The 19646-nt window shown below is 31.2% G+C and carries 22 protein-coding genes; 8 read left to right on the top strand and 14 right to left on the bottom strand.

Features of this window, described 5'->3' with window-relative positions:
* Positions 1–27: 27 nt before the first annotated feature.
* The 5 genes from PQF96_RS25435 to PQF96_RS25415 all read right to left on the bottom strand — a co-directional run bounded on the left by PQF96_RS25435 (position 28) and on the right by PQF96_RS25415 (position 2877).
* The gene (locus tag PQF96_RS25435) at positions 28–597 is read right to left on the bottom strand and encodes a GIN domain-containing protein (RefSeq protein ID WP_271769580.1); all 570 of its coding nucleotides are present in this window, start codon (positions 595–597) and stop codon (positions 28–30) included.
* Complete coding sequence (locus PQF96_RS25430) at positions 584–964, bottom strand: GntR family transcriptional regulator (RefSeq protein WP_109433946.1); 381 nt, start codon at positions 962–964, stop codon at positions 584–586. The genes PQF96_RS25435 and PQF96_RS25430 overlap by 14 nt, the downstream gene beginning before the upstream one ends.
* Before the next feature lie 2 nt (positions 965–966).
* Positions 967–1719 (bottom strand): hypothetical protein, encoded by a 753-nt coding sequence (locus tag PQF96_RS25425; protein WP_271769577.1) that lies wholly within the window; start codon positions 1717–1719, stop codon positions 967–969.
* On the bottom strand, positions 1703–2554 hold the full coding sequence (locus tag PQF96_RS25420) for an ABC transporter ATP-binding protein (RefSeq protein ID WP_271769574.1): 852 nt from the start codon (positions 2552–2554) through the stop codon (positions 1703–1705). Before PQF96_RS25420 ends, PQF96_RS25425 begins: the two co-directional genes overlap by 17 nt.
* A gap of 194 nt (positions 2555–2748) precedes the next feature.
* Positions 2749–2877: a hypothetical protein gene (locus PQF96_RS25415; RefSeq protein ID WP_255412198.1), complete on the bottom strand. Its 129-nt coding sequence runs from the start codon at positions 2875–2877 to the stop codon at positions 2749–2751.
* A gap of 68 nt (positions 2878–2945) precedes the next feature.
* Between PQF96_RS25415 and PQF96_RS25410 the strand changes: the two genes are divergently transcribed.
* From PQF96_RS25410 to PQF96_RS25380, 7 genes are read left to right on the top strand one after another with little or no spacing between them, the layout of a single operon-like run.
* Positions 2946–3353 (top strand): response regulator, encoded by a 408-nt coding sequence (locus tag PQF96_RS25410; protein ID WP_109433949.1) that lies wholly within the window; start codon positions 2946–2948, stop codon positions 3351–3353.
* Positions 3354–3373: 20 nt separating this feature from the next.
* Positions 3374–3919 (top strand): heme NO-binding domain-containing protein, encoded by a 546-nt coding sequence (locus tag PQF96_RS25405; RefSeq protein WP_271769571.1) that lies wholly within the window; start codon positions 3374–3376, stop codon positions 3917–3919.
* Positions 3912–5507 carry a PAS domain-containing sensor histidine kinase gene (locus tag PQF96_RS25400; protein ID WP_109433951.1) on the top strand — a complete coding sequence of 532 codons (1596 nt, stop codon included), beginning with the start codon at positions 3912–3914 and terminating at the stop codon, positions 5505–5507. The genes PQF96_RS25405 and PQF96_RS25400 overlap by 8 nt, the downstream gene beginning before the upstream one ends.
* Positions 5508–5512: 5 nt before the next feature.
* Positions 5513–6646, top strand: coding sequence for an FIST signal transduction protein (locus tag PQF96_RS25395; protein ID WP_271769567.1), 1134 nt, complete (start codon positions 5513–5515; stop codon positions 6644–6646).
* A 1-nt stretch (position 6647) separates the two neighbouring features.
* Positions 6648–7709 (top strand): sensor histidine kinase, encoded by a 1062-nt coding sequence (locus PQF96_RS25390; protein ID WP_271769565.1) that lies wholly within the window; start codon positions 6648–6650, stop codon positions 7707–7709.
* A 3-nt stretch (positions 7710–7712) separates the two neighbouring features.
* Positions 7713–8033, top strand: a complete 321-nt coding sequence (locus PQF96_RS25385; protein ID WP_109433954.1) for an Hpt domain-containing protein — start codon at positions 7713–7715, stop codon at positions 8031–8033.
* 13 nt (positions 8034–8046) lie between these two features.
* Entirely contained in the window at positions 8047–8763 is a 717-nt protein-coding gene (locus PQF96_RS25380; protein ID WP_109433955.1) for a LytR/AlgR family response regulator transcription factor, read from the top strand.
* Here the strand turns inward: PQF96_RS25380 and PQF96_RS25375 are convergent.
* The 7 genes from PQF96_RS25375 to PQF96_RS25345 are packed head-to-tail and all read right to left on the bottom strand — an operon-like array spanning position 8758 to position 14321.
* Positions 8758–9564: a hypothetical protein gene (locus PQF96_RS25375; RefSeq protein WP_271769562.1), complete on the bottom strand. Its 807-nt coding sequence runs from the start codon at positions 9562–9564 to the stop codon at positions 8758–8760. The two genes, PQF96_RS25380 and PQF96_RS25375, sit on opposite strands and share 6 nt — an antisense overlap.
* The gene (locus PQF96_RS25370) at positions 9561–10178 is read right to left on the bottom strand and encodes a hypothetical protein (protein WP_271769560.1); all 618 of its coding nucleotides are present in this window, start codon (positions 10176–10178) and stop codon (positions 9561–9563) included. The genes PQF96_RS25375 and PQF96_RS25370 overlap by 4 nt, the downstream gene beginning before the upstream one ends.
* On the bottom strand, positions 10175–11278 hold the full coding sequence (locus PQF96_RS25365) for a glycosyltransferase family 4 protein (protein WP_143915654.1): 1104 nt from the start codon (positions 11276–11278) through the stop codon (positions 10175–10177). Before PQF96_RS25365 ends, PQF96_RS25370 begins: the two co-directional genes overlap by 4 nt.
* A complete protein-coding gene (locus PQF96_RS25360; protein WP_109433959.1) occupies positions 11279–11665 on the bottom strand; it encodes a hypothetical protein in 387 nt (128 codons plus the stop codon).
* Between the two features lie 6 nt (positions 11666–11671).
* Positions 11672–12601, bottom strand: coding sequence for a hypothetical protein (locus tag PQF96_RS25355; protein WP_143915653.1), 930 nt, complete (start codon positions 12599–12601; stop codon positions 11672–11674).
* A gap of 1 nt (position 12602) precedes the next feature.
* Complete coding sequence (locus PQF96_RS25350; protein ID WP_271769557.1) at positions 12603–13754, bottom strand: glycosyltransferase family 4 protein; 1152 nt, start codon at positions 13752–13754, stop codon at positions 12603–12605.
* A complete protein-coding gene (locus tag PQF96_RS25345) occupies positions 13755–14321 on the bottom strand; it encodes a LemA family protein (RefSeq protein WP_235010876.1) in 567 nt (188 codons plus the stop codon).
* 300 nt (positions 14322–14621) lie between these two features.
* On the opposite strand from PQF96_RS25345, the gene PQF96_RS25340 reads away from it, so the two are divergent.
* The gene (locus PQF96_RS25340) at positions 14622–18632 is read left to right on the top strand and encodes a DUF6923 family protein (RefSeq protein WP_271769555.1); all 4011 of its coding nucleotides are present in this window, start codon (positions 14622–14624) and stop codon (positions 18630–18632) included.
* Between the two features lie 296 nt (positions 18633–18928).
* Here the strand turns inward: PQF96_RS25340 and PQF96_RS25335 are convergent, their stop codons facing one another.
* On the bottom strand, positions 18929–19447 hold the full coding sequence (locus tag PQF96_RS25335) for a hypothetical protein (protein WP_109433963.1): 519 nt from the start codon (positions 19445–19447) through the stop codon (positions 18929–18931).
* A gap of 2 nt (positions 19448–19449) precedes the next feature.
* On the bottom strand, positions 19450–19575 hold the full coding sequence (locus PQF96_RS25330; RefSeq protein WP_271769553.1) for a hypothetical protein: 126 nt from the start codon (positions 19573–19575) through the stop codon (positions 19450–19452).
* Positions 19576–19646 lie beyond the last annotated feature (71 nt).

Below are 19646 nucleotides of genomic sequence, written 5' to 3'. Positions count from 1 at the left end.
ATTTTAAAATTTAAAATTTAATTTTCATTATTTTTCATGATATGTGGTAAAGTTTATTTCCTCTGTATCTCCTGTTAACGTTACATTACAACCTGGTGCAGTTTTACATTGCACAGACTCATAATACAATTCTAAATTCCCAGTATTATCGCCGTTAAATTCTAGTTTTAAATCTTTTCCTGAAACTTTTCCTATGGTTTCAAAATGTACTCCTGTACCCATGTTAATCTCCTCTAACTTATTTGCAGAGACAAACACTTTAATTGTATCTTTTTGTTTTACCCTCTCAATTTTTTCTATTACTAGTTTTCCATCTTGTACTTCGGTTTTAACGTAAGGCATCAAATTTTCCAGAGTTTCAACTTTCAACTGTATTACACTGTCTTGGTGAAAAAAAACTTGAATTCCATGTTTTACTGATATTTTACTAAAGTCTAAAATTGATCTTTTTTCAGTTATAACATTTCTATTAATCACTATCTCTTTTTCTTCTCTCTCTTCTTTTACCACATATCGATGTACCGATAATTGAAATGCCAGAAAAAAGAAAAAAATGACAATTAATACACTTAATAAGATCAGGTTACTTCTCTTCATTATCCTTATTATTTAGATATTGGTTGAAAGCATCTTTTACTTCTTCAAATTTTATCTCCAGGAGTCCCATTTTTTTAAATATATCCGGAAGAATTTCTTCTTTAAACTCTGTTTTCTTAATACTAAGAACTGTATTATATCCGTTTTCCGAAACGAAATATCCTATTCCTCTTTTATTATAAATCACCCCTAGTTCCTGTAGGTGGTTAAAAGCTCTAATGGCAGTATTAGGATTAACCTCTACCATTACTGCAATCTCTCTTACAGAAGGTATTCGCTCTTCTTCGGGCCATCTCTTTGAGAGGATATTTTCATAAAAAAAGTCCACGATTTGTAAATAAATAGGTTTACTATTATCAAAATCCATGATCAAACTTCCTTTTCAATTATCTTAAAATATGCAGCCAGAAGCATCACTGGCACCATAATAATCACAAATAAGAATATTCCAATTCCCGAAAAGTCCTCTCTTGCTAGGGAAAATGCATTAGAAACTATCTGATCCTCAGAAAATATATCATATCCAATATTGAATATTGAAAAGAGTATTCCATTAAAAATAAATAGCCCAAAAACAAGCAATACAACAAAGAGTAATGTTTTTATAATTCTATTTTTGGTAAATAGTATGGCTCCCAATAAAAAAGTAGGTTGAATAAAAAAATAGAATGTTACACCTTGCCAATAGCTTTCTGAAAATATTGGTAATAGGTGAAAATTAGTTTCAGAAAACATACTACCCAAAACTATAGCTACTTGCCCTATCAAAAAGCCGAATACTGAAAATAGCAATGTATACAAAGCGCTAGTCGTTAACCATATTGCAGTTACTCTTTCATAAGATGAGATTGGAAGCGAAAAGTAAAAAAGGTTTGATTTCTTATGATGAGCCTCTCTAAAAATGGAGAACGTAAATAATATCCCCAATACAACATAAAACTTCATAAAATTACTTGCAAATTCTTCTTCTGATATTATATGATCTCCTCTTAAATCATATAAAAAAAAGAATAATAAAAGTACACCAACTACAGACAAGGTTGTAATTATTGTATTTCTAAGTAATACAATATCCCTATAGATAAAATTACCTATTCTTCTAATATTAAACTGCTGAGTCATGATGGGTGTTTTTAATAGCATTACTAATCCGTACAGGCTCATTTAATACCGCATTAAATAAAAGCTCAAGATCAACCTCTGTTTCATCTTTATCCTGACGTGAGAGTATGGTTTTACCTCCAAATGATGCTTCAGAGTAAATAATAGACTCATTGCTATCGCGTCTGGTTTTTCCAAACCATAAGCATTCAGAAATAGTTGAAAGCGGTTGATCAAAAGCAACTTTGGACTGATCCAGAATCACTATATGATTGATTAAACTATGCAAATCCCGAATTTGATGGGTTGAAATCACAACACATTTACCTTGATCTACTACTGAAGCCATAATTTTCCTAAACTGACTTTTTGATGGAATATCCAAACCGTTAGTTGGCTCATCCATCAGTAATAACTTAGTATTTGTAGCAACCCCAAATGCAATCAGTACTTTTTTCTTTTGTCCAAATGAAAGCGTAGATATCTTTTCGCCAGGTGAAAGTTTAAACTCTTTTAACAATTCATAGAATTGCTCTCTCGAAAACTCAGGATAAAAAGGAGAATTTATATGCTCATAACTAGAAATCTTTATTCCCGGTAACTCAAAATCTTCTGGTACGATAAACATATGCTGAAGATACTTTACTGTATTTCTGGACATAGCCTCTCCCATAACATGATATTTACCAGACTTTGGAAACAATAACCCTGCTACAATTTTCATCAAAGTACTTTTTCCTTCTCCATTTTTCCCAAATACTCCATATATATTGCCAGGAACAAAATCCAATGAAATATCATCAAGGATTGTTTTTCCCTTTGGGTAATAAAATCTTATGTTTTTAAAATGTATCATGATTAGTGTATTAGTTACCTAGTACACTTCAAAATTATATAAGTAAATCAAATAAACCAAACCTTTTTTCATTTTTTTGATTCGTCGTTAAGAAAAAAGAATAGATCATTCTTCTATTTTCTTAAAAGAATGGCTATCAAAACATTAACTCCTAAAAATCAATCAACATAATAATAATGATAGTTTGAGAAGGTTTAAGTCTTCTCTATATCTTGATCATTTTGATATCTTGATGAGAAAAAAAATAATTTCCATTCATCTATAGAAAACTCCCATTCATCTACACTAAAAATAGGTTTTGGCGAAAGAAATACTAAATCCATCAATAAAAAGAACATCTTTATTGTTGTTAAAAAACAATTTTTAACTTAACTTAATAAACTGAAACGAAATGGGCTTGAACATTTTATTGATTGACGATGACGAAATAGAACGATTAAAATTTGCACGAGTCTTGCAAAAAAACAATTACCCCCACAACATTATTGAAGCTATTAATGGTGAAGAAGCACTAGATGTTTTAGCTCAAAAAGAGAAACTCCCAGATTTAATTTTTCTGGATTTAAACATGCCAAAAATGAACGGTTTGGAGTTTTTAAAAGAACTAAAGGCAGATGCAACTTTACAATATTTACCTGTAGTCATATTAAGCACTTCTAACAATCATCAAGATCTTAAAGAGGCTTATAGAATTGGTGCTTCAGGATATATTGTCAAACCATTAAAATATGAAGATTATGTACACAAGATCAAATGTCTTATCGAATATTGGACTGTAAATGAGCTTGTAAAAGGATAAACTAAAAACATAATAATTATATGAAGGGTATTGTATTTACTGAATTTTTAGAGTTAGTAGAAGATAAATTCGGACTAGAAGTCGTTGATAAAATCATACAACAATCCAACCTTCCATCTCAAGGAGTCTACACTGCAATCGGCACCTATGATTTCTCTGAAATGTTAGGTTTACTTAAACATTTAAGTGAACATACCCAATTGAGCATAGATGACTTGCTTCTTGTCTATGCAGAACATTTTTTTAGCGTTTTAGCAAGTAGTTATCCCGGTTTGATCGAAAAATACAACGATCCTATAGAACTTTTATCCTCCATTGAGAACCATATACATGTAGAAGTTCGAAAAATATACCCTGACGCCGAACTACCAACCTTTGAAGTATTAGAAAAAACTGACACCAAATTGGTCATGATTTATAAATCGAGTAGAGCCATGTATAGTTTTGGATTGGGGCTAATGAACAAAACTTTTGAACACTTTGACACTACTGCAAAGATTACCTTCGAAAAACTCAAATCAGATGGAACGGAAGTAAAATTTAGCATTGTAAAAACAAATGAGTAATGAAGATGTAGACATACTAAAAAGAGCCCTTCAAAGAGAAAAAGCTGCTAGAAAACAAGCAGAAAATATTCTAGAAGATAAATCACTAGAACTCTACCAAATCACCCAGGAACTAAAAGAGACTAATGAGAAACTAGAGTACCTAGTAGGCAAAAAAGAGTCTGAATTACAAGGTGTTTTTGACAACTTAGTAGATGCCTATGTATTGATGGATATATCAGGCAATGTACTAGAAATGAATCATGCTGCCAATCAATTATTTGGATATGATATCAGTAAGGACACTCTAAATGTCATGACTCTTATCTACAAAGAAGATTATCAATACGCCATGAACTCTTTTCAAGAACTTATCACTAAAGGTTCTTTTTCTAATTATCAAGCCAGAGTATATACAAAAAATAATGGTATTAGAACCGTACATATTAATGCAAGTATAATTAAAGATAAAAACAAAAACCCTATAGGAGCTCAAGGAATTGTAAGAGACATTACTGAAGAACTTCTGCAGAAACAGATATTTGAAGAACAAAAAAAACAATTATCTGTTATTGTCGAGAATTCATCTCTTGGTATTGCGCTTACCCAGGGAGGTAAAATAATTCAAACCAATAAAGCTTTTCAAAATTTACTGGGATATTCTGAAAAAGAACTCGTAAAAAAGGAAGTGAAAGATATTTCTTTAAAAGATGAATATGTTGCTTCTGAAGATAATATGAAACGAGTAAATGATGGAGAGATTGACAGTTTTACAGTAAATAAAAGATATCTCAAAAAAGACGGAAATACACTTTGGGCAAAAACGAATGTAGGTGCTGTTCGTAATCATAATGGAAGTGTAAAATATCAGGTTGCACTAATAGAGGATATTACAGAGCAGTTAGAGTTTGAAAAACAAAGAGAAAAGTTAGTAACCGATCTCGAAAAAACTAACCAAGAGCTTAAAGATTATGCACATATTGTATCTCATGATCTAAAATCACCATTGAGAAGCATTTATGCTCTTGTGAATTGGATTAAGGAAGATTATAGTACTGTCTTTGATAAGAGCGGACTTGATCATCTTTCTATGATAGAAAAAACACTAGAAAAAATGGAAGTCTTAATCAATGATATCCTTAGTTATTCTAGTGTAAGTAATAAAGACAACCTCAAAAGCAAAGACATCGATCTTAATAGACTCATAAATGAAATCAAAAGCATTGTACTAATTCCAGAACACATTGTGGTTTATAGCAAAAAACAGTTACCTATTATATATGGAGATGAGATAAGAATACAACAACTTTTTCAAAACCTAATTGGTAATGCTGTAATTTATATGGATAAAGAAAAAGGGGAAATAGAAATAGACCATAAGGATAAAAAAACGCACCATCTTTTTTCTATAAAAGATAATGGTATTGGAATCAAAAAGGAATATCATGAAAAAATATTCAAAATGTTTGAATCTGTTGGAGATAATGAAAATTCTTCAGGAATAGGACTTGCTATAGTCAAAAAGATAGTGGATCTATATGAAGGAAAGATATGGCTGGAAAGTACTCCTGATATAGGTACTACATTTTACTTTACACTAAAAAAATAAGTCTTATGAAATTTCAACAATTTGAAAAGAAAAAAAACCAAACGTGGACTATTAAAGATCATACGCAACCAAAACTAAAAAAGCCTTTAGTTTTAGTTTTTGGAAATCGATACGCATTAGAAAAAGAGAGTATTTATCAAGAAGTTAAAGATTTATTTCCTGATGGAGAAATCATTTTTGGTTCTACTGCTGGAGAAATCATAGGAGGAAATGTTCTAGATGAATCAATAACATTAACTGCTATAGAATTTGAAAAAAGCACCTATTCAATATTTCGTGAAAACAGTTTGGATAACGACAAAGATGCTATACAAATAGGTCGTAAACTTATTAAAAAAGTTCCCAAACAAGGTTTAAAGCATATTTTCATTGTTTCAGAAGGGAGTTTTATCAATGGCTCTGCTTTGATAGAAGGTCTAGAAACAATGCATGACGAAATTGCTATAACTGGTGGTTTGTGCGGAGATGATTCGAGATTTGAAAAAACCCTTGCTAGTTATAACGAAAACCCAAAAGAAGGTGAAGTTGTGTTAATTGCATTTTATGGCGAGTCTCTAGAAATTAGTTTTGCTCAATATGGTGGCTGGACACCATTTGGACCAGAACGAATTATTACGAAGTCTGAACAAAATATTCTCTACGAATTAGACAATCAACCTGCTTTAGACTTATATAAAAAATATTTAGGCGATAAAGCTGCAGAGCTCCCTCAATCTGCATTACTATACCCTCTTAGTGTAAAATCAAAGGATAAAAAAGAGTCTATTGTAAGGACTATCCTCACCATTAATGAAGAAGCTAATGCTATGATACTAGCTGGTGATGTTCCCGAAGGATCTGTCGTGCAATTGATGATGGCAAATATTGATCATATTGTTGATGGTGCATTAAGAGCAGCAGAAATAGGTATGGAAAACAGAAAAAACAAACCAGAATTAGCATTATTAGTTAGCTGTATAGGTCGAAAATTAGTTATGGATCAACGTGTAGAAGAAGAGATAGAAGAAGTCATGGAGCATATTGGCTCTCAATCTACTATAGCTGGGTTTTATTCTTATGGCGAATTGGCTCCTTTTTCGGGAAACGTAAATTGTGAATTACATAATCAAACTATGACATTAACCCTATTTAGTGAATAATATGCATTCATTATTAGTAAGACAAATTAGAAAATTCTTGAATATCGATCCAGACACCAAAGAGTTTCTGGACATGGAAAAATTCCTTAGTGCTATTGATAAATCTTATCATAATTTTGAAGATCAATTTAGCATGTTGCAAAGAGCTATGTCTATAAGCTCTCAGGAGTTATTTGAGGCTAATCAAAAACTCCAACAAGAAGCAGAAAGACAAAAAAAAGTGATTACCAGACTAACCGACGCAACCAAAACTTTACAATTATTAACATTCAAAAAACAAAAAGGAGATCATCAAGGACAAGAACTCACCGGAATAGAACTTGCAACATTAATAGAAGAACAAGCAAATCAAATTTCGGAAGTAGAAAAACAGAGAGAATTACTACTCAAAGATCTTGAAAAAAGTAACAAAGAACTTAATGATTATGCGCATGTGGTCTCTCATGATTTAAAATCTCCTCTTAGGAGTATTAATACACTAATTACCTGGATAAAAGAAGACAATCAAGGGAAACTTGAAACCACAACAGAAAACAATCTTAATTTGATTGATCAAAACATTGAAAAAATGGATAATCTAATCAGCGGAATTTTAGAATATTCTGTTATTGATGATAAAGCAAGAAATCTAGAATCTGATATTAATATGATTGATTTAATTGAAGGAATCATAAACTTAATACCGATATCAGATCATATTACTATTAGCATTCCCAATACGCTTCCTATTATACATGCAGATCCCTCTAGAATAAAACAAATATTTCAGAATTTGATTAATAATGCCATACATGCAATTGATAAGGAAAAAGGAGAAATCGTAGTTCTTTTTGAAGAACTTCCTGATTTCTGGAAATTTGGTATTCAAGATAACGGTAAAGGAATTCTTAAAAAATACCATAACAAGATATTTGAAATATTTCAAACTCTTGATGACAAAAAAGTTTCAACAGGTATTGGATTATCGATTGTGAAGAAGATAGTGGAATTTTATAATGGTGAAATCTGGATAGAATCAGAAAAAGGGATTGGTACTACTTTTTATTTTACATTAAAAAAATAAGAAATGAGCGAAATCCCTAACCTTATATATATCAAAGAACTAGCTGCCGGTTCAGCTGTTTTCGAACAAAAGTTAATAGGAATCGTAAAACGAGAATTTCCTGAAGAAAAAAAAGAATTCCTTAACAACTATACAACAAATGCTTATAGTAAAGCAGCAGAAAATGTACATAAACTAAAACACAAAATTGGTATGTTTGGATATGAAGAAGGTTACCAGACTGCAATAAATTTTGAAGAGGGACTAAAAGATAATGATCCTTCATTATATTCAAAATTTATGTTAATTTTAGAATCCATAGAACAATTTCTTAAAACTATTTAAAAATCAAAATCATATGAATTGTATTATTATTGATGATGAAGAAACTGCAAGAGCTATTATTCAACAACTTTGTTCGCAAGTTGATGAATTACATGTAATTCAGGATTTTCCTAATGCAATTCAGGCTATAAAATTTTTAAATAAAGAAGAAGTTGATCTTATATTTCTGGATATCCACATGCCTGATTTTACCGGTTTTGATTTTATTGATACACTAAAAAACCCTCCGAAAATTATTTTAACGACCTCTGACAAGAATTTTGCTCTAGAAGCTTTTGAATATGACTGTATTGTAGATTATTTGGTAAAACCAATAACGTTACCTCGTTTTCTTAAAGCAATTCAAAAAGCTGAAAACGCTACTGTTTCGGCAAAAGTTGAAACAAAAACGGAGTCTTCTTTAAACCCTACTTCTGAAGAAAATGAACTCTATATTAATATCGATAGAAGATTAATTAAAATTAATATTCCCACTATTAATGTAATTGAGGCAAAAGGAGATTATATCCTAATTAAAACTGAAAAACAGAATTATACGGTTCATTCTACATTAAAAAAGATTGAAGAAAAATTACCTGATGACCTTTTTTTAAAAGTACATCGTTCCTACATTATCAATATCAAAAAAATCATTGATATAGAAGATAATAGTGTCCTTATTGCTAAAGATGTAATCCCAGTAAGTCGATCAAATCGACCTGAACTCATGAGAAGATTAAACTTGTTATAATGGATTGTATTTTTTTCTTTTAAATTGATCGTCAAACCTTCTTTTAAAGGGTAAAAAATGTTGTTTTTGACGATAGTCTTGTGTTGCAAAAAAAGTATTAAATCCACAAGCTGTAAAAATTTTTACAGAACGTTCAAGTAAAGGTAGAATTGGTTTTTCAGAAAAAATAAAAGTCACATCTTTTTCATCAAATTCAGTTATTTTACTGAATGTTTGAATATAAATATGTTCATTGTTTTTTTGATATAACTGCGCCAGTTTATACAATTGAATCACTTCTTCTTTAGGTTCAGAATGAATAATAAAAAAGAATGGTTCTTTTAATGGTAGTTTTTGTTTTGAATATTCAAAATCTTCCTGAATAGATAGGTATATTAGATTTGAATACTTATAATAATCAAGTTCAATCCCCTTTTCTAGTAAAATTAAATCGTCATAATGAGGACAACTATATTTATCAAAATAAGATGTTTTAAGAATACGAGTTACTATTGTTTTTTTTACATTAACTCTATCTAGAATACTAAGTTCTCCATAAAAACCACATGGAAAAACATCAACTACAAGTTCATAGATAGCATACTTTTCAATACATCGAATAAGTGTACTAAAAAACAACTCATGATCCTTAAAAAAAGAATCTGGATAACACATCATTTTTATTTCTTGCGGAAGAAATTTTTTATGCTGCGAATTGGTTAGAATAATACAAGATGAAAGTTTTATTTTTCTAATCTTGATATAACTAAGTATTCTATTAAGGTGTCCTAATCCTGATCCATATACATAAAATAAGATCATTGTAGCTGTGACAACAATTCTGCAAGAATGAATATTTTTTGATCTTCTGGGATTTCTTTTATAGCTAAAATGGCGTATGCATAGCTATCTTGATCAGAAGACAATTGGTATAGCGCTTCATCATTGATAATAACCGAGGAAGAACCTAATTGGATAGCGTACAGTTCTTCTTCATTACGCTTTATTTTGATTTTATCTTCGTATCTCTTGATTTCAAAAGCATTTTCATTTTCTTCATTGTTTGATATCTTAATTTTATCTGGATATATTTTAATTTTCCATAATAACTCTGAATTTTTATCTCTTAATTTAAAACCTTCACTTTTAAACTTAACTTCATACACCATTGACCCGTTGGTATAAAACTTATGCTTATCAGGTTTGTTCTTGCTTGTATGCTTATTTCCTCCTGCATAAATCGTTAAGGGATCCAGAGTAAATCCTCCTATTTTTTCTCCTGTTGCTGTCGAAATAACCATTTGAGCATCAACATTAGTTGTTTCTACAACATGGTTTGCTTCGGTCTCTTTTGATGCATTATTTTCGGTATTTGTTTTACAGCTACTTGCGATTAAAAATAAGCAAAGTAATGCTACAGTATATATCTTTTTCATAATTGCAGTTTAGTTAAATAATTTATGATCTCTTTTTCTTCGGTATATTCATTGTTTATTTTGTTAAATAAACGATTAGAAATTTCAGCTTTTGCTTCTGAATCTAATTTATGTACTTTCATGAGCACTTCTAGAAGACTCGAAGGTTGTAATGGATTAAATAAAAAGCCATCTTTTTCATGCTCGATTACATCTTTTATGCCTCCAACTCTTGAGGCAATAACCACATTTTTTGAAGCTCCCGCTTCTAATAATACATTTGGCATTCCATCATAAAAAGAAGGGATTAAAATAATATCTGCCGCATGATAAAAGATTATTAATTCATTTTTATTTACAAATGAAAAAAAACATACTTTAATATCGAGTTGATTAATGTATTCCTTGACAGACTCTTCTATATCACCAACCATCCAAATTTCATATTCTTCTTTATTACTAAAAGAAGAAAAAGTAGTTGAAAATTCTAATATCCCCTTTTTGGCTTTTAATTGTCCAACGATAACAATTCGTTTTCTTTCCTCAGAATTCTTTTTTAATGCATCAATCTGTATTAATTGACTATTACCAGGTTCCCATAGTTTACAATTAATCCCATTATGCGTAAAATACACATTTGGATGTTGTATTAGTTTAACAATTTTATCTCTTTTCTCATCGGTAACTGTGAAAATAAATTTAGATTGTTTTAATGTATATAACAAAGCTTCGCGTCTCTTAGAAAAAATTGCTTCATCAAAATCATTACCTCTAATTAGAGTAATTAATGGTTTATCTATCCATTTTGAAATAATTGGTCCTAAAACAATAGGCAGATGTCCACCAAACGCAACAACATATTTTATATCACTTAATATGGATAATCCTTCTATAAATTGAGAAGCTAGATTAAGCGTAAACTCTTCTGAATTATAAACTGGCACCGCAGAATAACTTCCTTGTACAGCAGCTTCTGTGTAAAACTTTTTTCTTCTATTTGTAAAGTGAATGACGTGAACATCAACCTTATGCTTTCTGAAATTACGAATTAATCGATCGCAAGATTCTGCCATCCCTCCTTTGCTAGGGTGATAATGTTGAGTAATAAAAAGAAGACTCATTTAGCTATCAAAATAAGAAGTTCCATCATCGGTATCATCATAATTATCATAATAGTCATCAACCATAAATAGTCCTCCATAATCCTCTGCAATAAAGGTCATATACTCATATTCTTTATGAAAACGTTCTATCATTTTTCTACGCCACACATATCGGTCTTTCGAGTATAACTCAATATCTTTGGTTAATCTTGTGTCTTGCTCTGTAAAACACGTTAAACATAAGTTTTGTGCTCCTATCTCTGCATTAGTATTCTCTAAAGGCTTAAATGCATGAATATTACATATGGGTTTATCACATCTTTTACAATTATGAACCATTGTTGTATCACATGCTCGCAAAACAAATAATCCGATAGTCTCTTCGCAATTTTTTCTTTCTTCCATATAGGTTTACACTCTTGGAGTTACACAACTATAACTTACGTTTATCAAATTAATTAATTCTAAAGCAAAATAATCAGAAGAAAACATCTCTATAGAGCTTGATGAATACGGTTGATATTTTTCTGGGTGTTCATTTTTAATATCAAATTTTCTAGTGGTTTTAACAATATAAAAGTTTGTGTCTTCTGCTAACTGTATATTAGACTTATCCACCTCTTTTTTAAGTATATATTTCGTTTTTGGAATTTTCATTTTTAATACAAAAGGATATACCGATTTATACTTCCGTTTTGTTTTTCGTTTACCACTTACACTCCCTCTTTTGGTAATAATACGATTTCTTAATCGTTCTGTAAAATTAAAGGAAAGCATGCATCCGTCACTTAAAAAGCAAGATCCCTTACTAATCTCTTTTTCATAATAATAATTACTTCCCGAAATGAACCCAGAAGTGTTTGCCTCATGTTTTTCTTGTTTTACCAAATTTGTGGATTGCATTGTGTTTTTTACATTAGCTTCTAACGAAATTCTGGATTGAGGTTGTAAATCCTCTTCTATTAATGTAAAAAAAGCAGAAAAATAATCTGAAAAAAAATCAAACCCGTCTGTATATTTTTTCCTAAACTTACTATTAACATTTACAGTAAGTAGTATTCCACCACCTATGCTCGCTATAATCAATATGACTACGGGAAAATAATAAAAATAATTAATTATAAACCCAAGAACAATTAATGATACTGCCCCAATCCATATTTTTTTAATTTCTTTTTTCTTTTTATTATTTGCATGTTCTCTTTGTAATACACAAGCTCTAAAAAAACGAATCCATTTTAATGGTGTCTTTTTTGATGTAAAGCCCCTATGTAAATGTGCTCTTTCTATAGGAGCTCCACTAAATTGTTCGGCAGTTAAAACAGATCCTTGTTTATTCATATTAATTTCTTAAATCCTCATACACTTGGTTTAACTTTTTTACTTGTATTTGCCAGGTAAACTCCTCTTTCATTTTCTTTAATGCTCTATCTGACAAAGCTATACACTCTTCTGGAGTATCCAGTAAAAAACGGATACATCGAGCTAGATCTAACTCCCTGTCTGGTTCTACTAACATCGCTTCTTTGTCAGATACAAGTTCTCTTACTACAGGTAAATCTGATGCTACAATCGTAGTTCCGCAAGCCATAGATTCTAATATTTTTAAAGGATTACAGCCTTGAATAATATTTCTATTGCATGCTTTTAAAGGGGCTATTGATAATTTTGCGAAATGTATATAATTATAAAGTTCTTCTCTTTGTAATTTTGACTTTACTATAACGCGTTCGTTAATTTCTAATTTTTCTATTAGTTTTTGTAATGGTTTAAACGCTTTTTCTTTTACAGATGAGCAAATCACTAATTTTAAATCTTCGTAGTCCTGTAAAAAAGTCATCGCTTTCAAAAGCACTTCTATTCCCTGCCATCGTTGTAAAGCTCCAAAATAAATGATATAGTTATCTGGAGCGTCATTTGGTCTTTCAAAAGACTCAGGAATATATGCTCCGTTAGGAATCACTTTAATCTTATCTTCAAGAACATTATACTCAGACACTAACAGCTTTTTTGTTGTATATGAAGGTGTAATAATGACATCTGAATTTGCGAGACATTTTTGTTCTAAAAACCTAAGTTTACTTAGAAAATCATCTGTAAGATTGGGGTATCGATAAGGCAATTCTATTGAAGTAAGTGCATTAACTTCAAAAACTGACTTGATATTTTTATGAGCTATGATTCCCATACCACTCCATATATCTCTGAAATGGGCTATTTCTATATTATTTTTATTTCTTTCAATTTCTAAAAATATTTCTTCAGAGAACAGAGAGGCTTTTTCTAAATAATTTAATCTTTCATTAGAATAGTACCTCTTGATTAAGATATTTTCGTGCTTTTGTACTGCGGGAAGCTTATCATTTCCCCTTAGACATAATAATCTAAGTTCATCCCCATGTGTCGATAACTCAGATATCATTTCTTTTATATGTGTAGATGATCCTTTAGAACTAGGAAATACATCATAAGCAGCATAAACATTTAACATCATCTAAAAAGATACTTTTGTTGGCTCTCGCTGTGATGTTTCCTTGATTTCAAAAAAAGTTCCCTTATTAAAGTTGAACATATTTGAAATAATATTAGAAGGAAAACTTTCTATTGCTATATTATTCTCTTTTACTGTACCGTTATAATATCGACGAGCCATCTCAATCTCTTCTTCAATAGCACTTAATTCATTTTGCATTTCGATAAAATTCTGATTTGCTTTTAATTCTGGATAATTTTCTGCAATTGCAAAAAGATTCATCATAGAATTTTTTAGTGCATTTTCTGCGTTACCCTGATCAGATACCGTATTAGCATTCTGAACTAAGTTTCTCGACGCAGTAACGTTTTCAAAAAGCTCTTTTTCATGACTTGCATACCCTTTAACGGTTTCCATCAAATTAGGTATTAAGTCATTTCTTTTTTTTAGAAAAACATCAATACTACTCCATCCTTCTTCCATAAGGTTCTTTTTAGTAACTAAACTATTATAAATAGAAATCCCTGCCAAAAACAACAGGATAACACCACCTAAAACAATAAAAACAATAATCATAATTCCACTCATAGCTAAAACAAAATTTAGTCATAAAAAATTTAAATTGACCATACTATATAGATCGTCATTTTTTTCATGATTTGTTAAAAATAGAAATAAATATTGACAGATGATTATATAATGGTCTCAGAATAGTATAAAAATATTCTGAAACAATACTCTTATCAATCTGTACAATAATACTATAGACAGATACAACCTGATACAAAATCCATTCACCTACAGTAAATTACCTCTGATCGAATAACTCCATGATCAGGTGCAAGTATAGATTAATTTTAACCATCTGAAAACTTAAACTATACCGCTATGAAAAAAATTATTACTCTTTTGATTTTATGTTTTGGAGCATTGGGCTTTGCTCAACAGCCTTTTGATTGTAACGAAGGTAATTTCTATCAGGTTATTTCTGGTGTAATGAAAGCTTATGATCCTATCACAGGTTCATATTCTGATGCTTTACATACCTATTCCTCCTATAATGCAGGAGGATATAATGTAGTAGATAATTATTTATATGCTATTAAAAATAGTGATAAACACCTTTTAAGAATCGCCAAAGATATGGTTATCGACTTGGGTGCAGTAACACCGTCAGGAACTACAGCTTTTGGAGGAGGATATGCAGCAGATGTAGATACAGATGGTAATCTTTGGGTTTTTCAGAACAATAATAAAAAATCATTTCATAAAATAACAAACCTAAAAGATTATAATGGTTCTTCATCTCCGGTATTTGAGGTGATCGAGGCTGATGTAGCCTCTCCCAGTACATGTGCGGATATTGCATTTATCAACGGAAACATTTATGGAGGTAGTAGAGGAAAGCTATACAAATGGGATCTTTCATCTGGTACACCTGTATTTTCTAGTAAGACTGTTAGTAATCTTCCAAGAGGTACTTTTGGTGCTGCCTATGCAGATGCTAACAACAGATTATACTTATCTGATAATAATGGCGGGTTATACTTAATAAATGATTATGAGGGTAACACCCCAACAGCTACGTTACTTAACCTTACAGAAACTACAAATTCTAATGACGGATTTAAATGTGCTAGTGGCATCTCTCCTTTAGACAAAGATCAAGATGGCATTTTGGATTCTATGGATGCAGATTGTGATGGCGACGGTATAGCTAACACCATAGAATGCAACGGACTAGATCCTTATGGAGATGATGACGGTGATGATATGTATAACTATTTGGATAACGATATAAGTGGTAATGGAGACAATGTGGTACAAGACGCCTTTGATAGAGATGGTGATGGCAATCCAGATTTCTTAGATATTGATTCAGATAATGATGGGATCTATGATATTGTAGAAGCTGGTCAAGGAGATAAAGACACTAATAACGACGGAATTTATAATGGATCTGACACTAATTTTCAGGATACAGATAATGACGGTATAGCTAATTCTTTTGATCCTGATCAAACAGGTACTACTTTTATTCCTTTAGATACAGATAACGACAACATCTATGATTGTTATGATATTGATTCTGATAATGATGGAATTGTAGATATTATAGAAGGACAAGAAAGTAATGCATACATTGGTCTTTCTAATATTGATGAGGATAAAGATGGGTTAGATGATGCTTTTGATACTGATTTTGGAGGAACAACAAACGGAACGGTAAATACAGATGGTACAGATGGGTATGATCATTTGGATACTGATTCTGATAATAACGGTATTTTAGACAGCACAGAAGCTTATGATAGTGATGGTGATGGAGTGGCAGAAACAACCGCTTCTGGAATAGATAACGATAATGATGGGTTAGATGATAGTTTTGACTTAAGAAAAAGTAGTTTTGCTCCTGAAAATGGAGGACAAAGCCCAGACAGTTTCCCAATTCCTGAAATTTGTGACCGATACAATTACTTAGGAGATTTTTCTTCTGATGGTACCCCATTATACTTTGACGAAAAAGACGTAGTGAGTCAGGAAACTATAGATATGATTAATGATGCTTTACCAGAAGGATACCCTGTACCAGATTTTAATCCACATTATATTTCTTCAGGCTATGATACCGATGTTGTTGTTCAAGAACAAGCTGATGTTTGGGTAACTTTTGTAGGAGAAGGAGCAGGATATAAAAATACTTTAGGTTTCTATACCTATGACATTAATAATCCATCACCATCTATGCCTGTCCCAGAAGATATTACTATTATTTTCCCTAATGTATCTGCTGTTGGAAGTGGAGGCGGATTAGAAGTTGGTGATAAAGTAAATATTGGAAGCTTTCCTCCTAACACAGGAATAGGGTGGGTATTACTAGCCAATGCTTGGTCTGATGGTTGTGTAGGAACAGGAAACTGGCAATTACATTCTAATCCTGATTATAATCCAGAAACCGATCCAGAATTAAGATATCACAATGTATTATTATCTGATCCAGAAAATGAAAGAATCATATTAGGTTTTGAAGATATCAGAAGAGATTATGCTTCTTGCGATCAGGATTTTAATGATGCATTATTCTATATCACAGCTAGTCCATACACTGCCATAGTTACCGATAATTATGTTGATATTGATACTGCTACTGATGTAACTTCTGCTAATGATGGTGGGTTAGAAAGTAACGGAGATTTAGCAAACCTAATTGCAAAACGTAACTTTACAAGAACAAAGACAAATTCAATTTTTAATACTAAAAAATCACAAAAAAGATTTCAACCAGGAAAAAAATCATATACATCTGGTAACAAGGATGATTTAAGTATATATTTCCCAAAAACAGGAATATTTGGCACAGAAACTACGTATGTATCTAGCCCAGAAGATCTAATTTCTATCACCAACGCAAATGCAATTTTCTCTGTAGATTATTACAAAGGAAGTAAAAGAGTAGCAGCAGCATTAGCTACCTCAACAAAGGGTTCTATTTATGATCATTCAAAAACGATATGTGATCGATTAAATGGTTCTAAATTATTAGATGTACGAACGGTAAAAATAAAAAATCATACCATAGTAAGTACTAGAATTGAAAGAGCTACTGGAGAAATTGAATATGCCTTGACGTTCTCTATCAAGAAAGGTGATTCTGAAAATGAAATCTATAGCTTATGGAACATCGGAAACTATCCTGAAGGCGATTATACGAACTTCCAGGTATGGGGAGGATCAGTATCACAGGTAGCTAATATAGCCAATCATATCTTAAATTCGTTTACAACAGACAAACCATTAAGAAGTCATAAAGTGAGTCATCGAGTACCAACCGTATTTGTAGAAAAAGGATCTTACACTAATGGTAAATTGACGTTAAATATTATTAACAAACATGGTTCAAACCATATCAACTTTAATGGAAACGTAAGAAAAACAGAACAATCCCCAGAAGAAAACATTACAAAAACAATCACATTATCCGGAGCGTATCACGAGCAGGTAACTATAGATACAGGATATTTGTTTGATATAGGATTCTCGATTACAGGAGAAAACTCTCCACAATTAGATGCATTGTATTTGGCCGATGGACCATGGGGTATCGACTACTTACAACAAGGGGTTACTATTGATACTTTTGAAGTAATAGAACATGATAAAGAAACCAAAGAGAATACATATATCGTAGAGCGTAATAGTATTGTAAAGGGTAATGTAAAAGAAACATTAAACCTATTCAGAAATATTTTAGCTGGGGAACTTACATTAGATATATCTGATTATGACGCGCTGCAATTCGAAATGTTTAATGATAAAGATGTCGAAGTGATATTGGTAACAGAAGGTCTTACCAACTGGAATAATAGACTTAGATACAAAATTTATGCAGCTTCAGAAAAAAAGACACATACAATCTCGTTCTCTGACTTTACCAATGGTAGTAAAGCAAATGAAACTTTTCAAAAAGTAAGAAGTGTAGTATTCTCTATACAGGGAGATTATCAAAACTTTGCACCATTTCATGTAGAAGTTTCTGATTTAGCCTTTACAAGTACTGTAATTATAAATCCAGAAATTGATCCAGAAACTCCAGATGCTGGAGATGATGAAAATGATGAAGTGGCACAAGTAATGGATGAACAACCTGAGACCATCAGATTAATGAATTATCCTAACCCATTTAATAATCAAACTACGATCACAGTACCAGGTGTACATAATGAATTAGAAATGACAGTTATTGATATTATAGGAAGAACCGTTAGACAAGAACGTATAGTTCCTAATCAAAACACAATAACTTTTGAGACCAGAGATCTTATTCCCGGAGTATACTATTATACTATAAGAGGTAATAATAAAGAAAGATATAAAGGTAATTTTTTAATACGATACTAATATCAGGTTGGTTTCAGATTTGGGTAATAGCGAGAATAGTCTTATGATTATTCTCGTTATTTTTTTAATCCCATTATCTTTTTATTAAAAATAGGATTTTTCATAAAATACCATTTTAGCCTAAAACCAAGTTCTACGAAGTCTCCTCACTTTGTAGCATACATCAACAATAAAACTCCGCGAAGCCGGGAGGTTTTGCGGAGCTGGTGCATTTTTAATCTTTAGCACCTGTTTTTGATAACGTTCATTATTAAAAAAACCGCCACATATACGTGACGGTTTTATGATTTGGAATTCTAATACGTTGCGATGATTTTTTTGTCTTCTAAAGCCCATTTATCCTTCTCCTTATTGAAGATATAAATCCTTTCGTCACCTATAGCTTTACCTCCTTCATGTTTCTTACTTCTTATAGAAGTAGACGATAATACAACTTTTTTAGAGTTTGATAGAGATATAATTTTAGAGAAAAAGTATACCATATAATTTCCGTTTTCTCTAATTCTATCATCACTTAATAACACTTCTACTTGTTTTTTTAGTTTAGCACAAGGTTTATAATCTTCATTATCTATTGATTTTGTAAACCGTTCTATTTCATCTTTACTAAAAAGTTTCATTTCTATAATAGAATTTACAACAAACTCACTTGGTTTGTAACCAATATCAATTTCTGCCGCTTTATTCTTGAATAGCTTTGAATCCTCAAAAGCGAATTTGTAAAGATTCTCGTAACAAGGTTTTAACTCGTCTTGTGCTTTAGTTAGACTTATACTAAAAACTAATGTCGCTAAAAATAAAATTGTTTTTTTCATAATTACCAGTTCCCAATATTTCTAAATATTATTCCAACATTACTTCTCCAAACCGTTTCACCAAATACAGTTTCTTCAAAAAGGATGCCAGCCAGTTCTACGAAGTCTCCTGACTTTGTAGCATACATCAACAATAAAACTCCGCGAAGTCGGGAGACTTTGCGGAGCTAGAGGCAAGTCTTGGTTGTTAATTTCATAG

Origin of the sequence: Aquimarina algiphila (genome assembly GCF_947494415.1) — a bacterium.
Taxonomy (GTDB): domain Bacteria; phylum Bacteroidota; class Bacteroidia; order Flavobacteriales; family Flavobacteriaceae; genus Aquimarina; species Aquimarina algiphila.
Note: the sequence above shows the minus strand (reverse complement) of the source record. Positions and strands in the feature narration are given on the sequence as shown.

What these genes read in the sequence shown, in the direction of transcription:
- PQF96_RS25435 (WP_271769580.1), bottom strand. Translation starts at nt 597, where the DNA reads ATGAAGAGAAGTAACCTGATCTTATTAAGTGTATTAATTGTCATTTTT.
- PQF96_RS25430 (WP_109433946.1), bottom strand. Translation starts at nt 964, where the DNA reads ATGGATTTTGATAATAGTAAACCTATTTATTTACAAATCGTGGACTTT.
- PQF96_RS25425 (WP_271769577.1), bottom strand. Translation starts at nt 1,719, where the DNA reads ATGACTCAGCAGTTTAATATTAGAAGAATAGGTAATTTTATCTATAGG.
- PQF96_RS25420 (WP_271769574.1), bottom strand. Translation starts at nt 2,554, where the DNA reads ATGATACATTTTAAAAACATAAGATTTTATTACCCAAAGGGAAAAACA.
- PQF96_RS25415 (WP_255412198.1), bottom strand. Translation starts at nt 2,877, where the DNA reads ATGGATTTAGTATTTCTTTCGCCAAAACCTATTTTTAGTGTAGATGAA.
- PQF96_RS25410 (WP_109433949.1), top strand. Translation starts at nt 2,946, where the DNA reads ATGGGCTTGAACATTTTATTGATTGACGATGACGAAATAGAACGATTA.
- PQF96_RS25405 (WP_271769571.1), top strand. Translation starts at nt 3,374, where the DNA reads ATGAAGGGTATTGTATTTACTGAATTTTTAGAGTTAGTAGAAGATAAA.
- PQF96_RS25400 (WP_109433951.1), top strand. Translation starts at nt 3,912, where the DNA reads ATGAGTAATGAAGATGTAGACATACTAAAAAGAGCCCTTCAAAGAGAA.
- PQF96_RS25395 (WP_271769567.1), top strand. Translation starts at nt 5,513, where the DNA reads ATGAAATTTCAACAATTTGAAAAGAAAAAAAACCAAACGTGGACTATT.
- PQF96_RS25390 (WP_271769565.1), top strand. Translation starts at nt 6,648, where the DNA reads ATGCATTCATTATTAGTAAGACAAATTAGAAAATTCTTGAATATCGAT.
- PQF96_RS25385 (WP_109433954.1), top strand. Translation starts at nt 7,713, where the DNA reads ATGAGCGAAATCCCTAACCTTATATATATCAAAGAACTAGCTGCCGGT.
- PQF96_RS25380 (WP_109433955.1), top strand. Translation starts at nt 8,047, where the DNA reads ATGAATTGTATTATTATTGATGATGAAGAAACTGCAAGAGCTATTATT.
- PQF96_RS25375 (WP_271769562.1), bottom strand. Translation starts at nt 9,564, where the DNA reads ATGATCTTATTTTATGTATATGGATCAGGATTAGGACACCTTAATAGA.
- PQF96_RS25370 (WP_271769560.1), bottom strand. Translation starts at nt 10,178, where the DNA reads ATGAAAAAGATATATACTGTAGCATTACTTTGCTTATTTTTAATCGCA.
- PQF96_RS25365 (WP_143915654.1), bottom strand. Translation starts at nt 11,278, where the DNA reads ATGAGTCTTCTTTTTATTACTCAACATTATCACCCTAGCAAAGGAGGG.
- PQF96_RS25360 (WP_109433959.1), bottom strand. Translation starts at nt 11,665, where the DNA reads ATGGAAGAAAGAAAAAATTGCGAAGAGACTATCGGATTATTTGTTTTG.
- PQF96_RS25355 (WP_143915653.1), bottom strand. Translation starts at nt 12,601, where the DNA reads ATGAATAAACAAGGATCTGTTTTAACTGCCGAACAATTTAGTGGAGCT.
- PQF96_RS25350 (WP_271769557.1), bottom strand. Translation starts at nt 13,754, where the DNA reads ATGATGTTAAATGTTTATGCTGCTTATGATGTATTTCCTAGTTCTAAA.
- PQF96_RS25345 (WP_235010876.1), bottom strand. Translation starts at nt 14,321, where the DNA reads ATGAGTGGAATTATGATTATTGTTTTTATTGTTTTAGGTGGTGTTATC.
- PQF96_RS25340 (WP_271769555.1), top strand. Translation starts at nt 14,622, where the DNA reads ATGAAAAAAATTATTACTCTTTTGATTTTATGTTTTGGAGCATTGGGC.
- PQF96_RS25335 (WP_109433963.1), bottom strand. Translation starts at nt 19,447, where the DNA reads ATGAAAAAAACAATTTTATTTTTAGCGACATTAGTTTTTAGTATAAGT.
- PQF96_RS25330 (WP_271769553.1), bottom strand. Translation starts at nt 19,575, where the DNA reads ATGTATGCTACAAAGTCAGGAGACTTCGTAGAACTGGCTGGCATCCTT.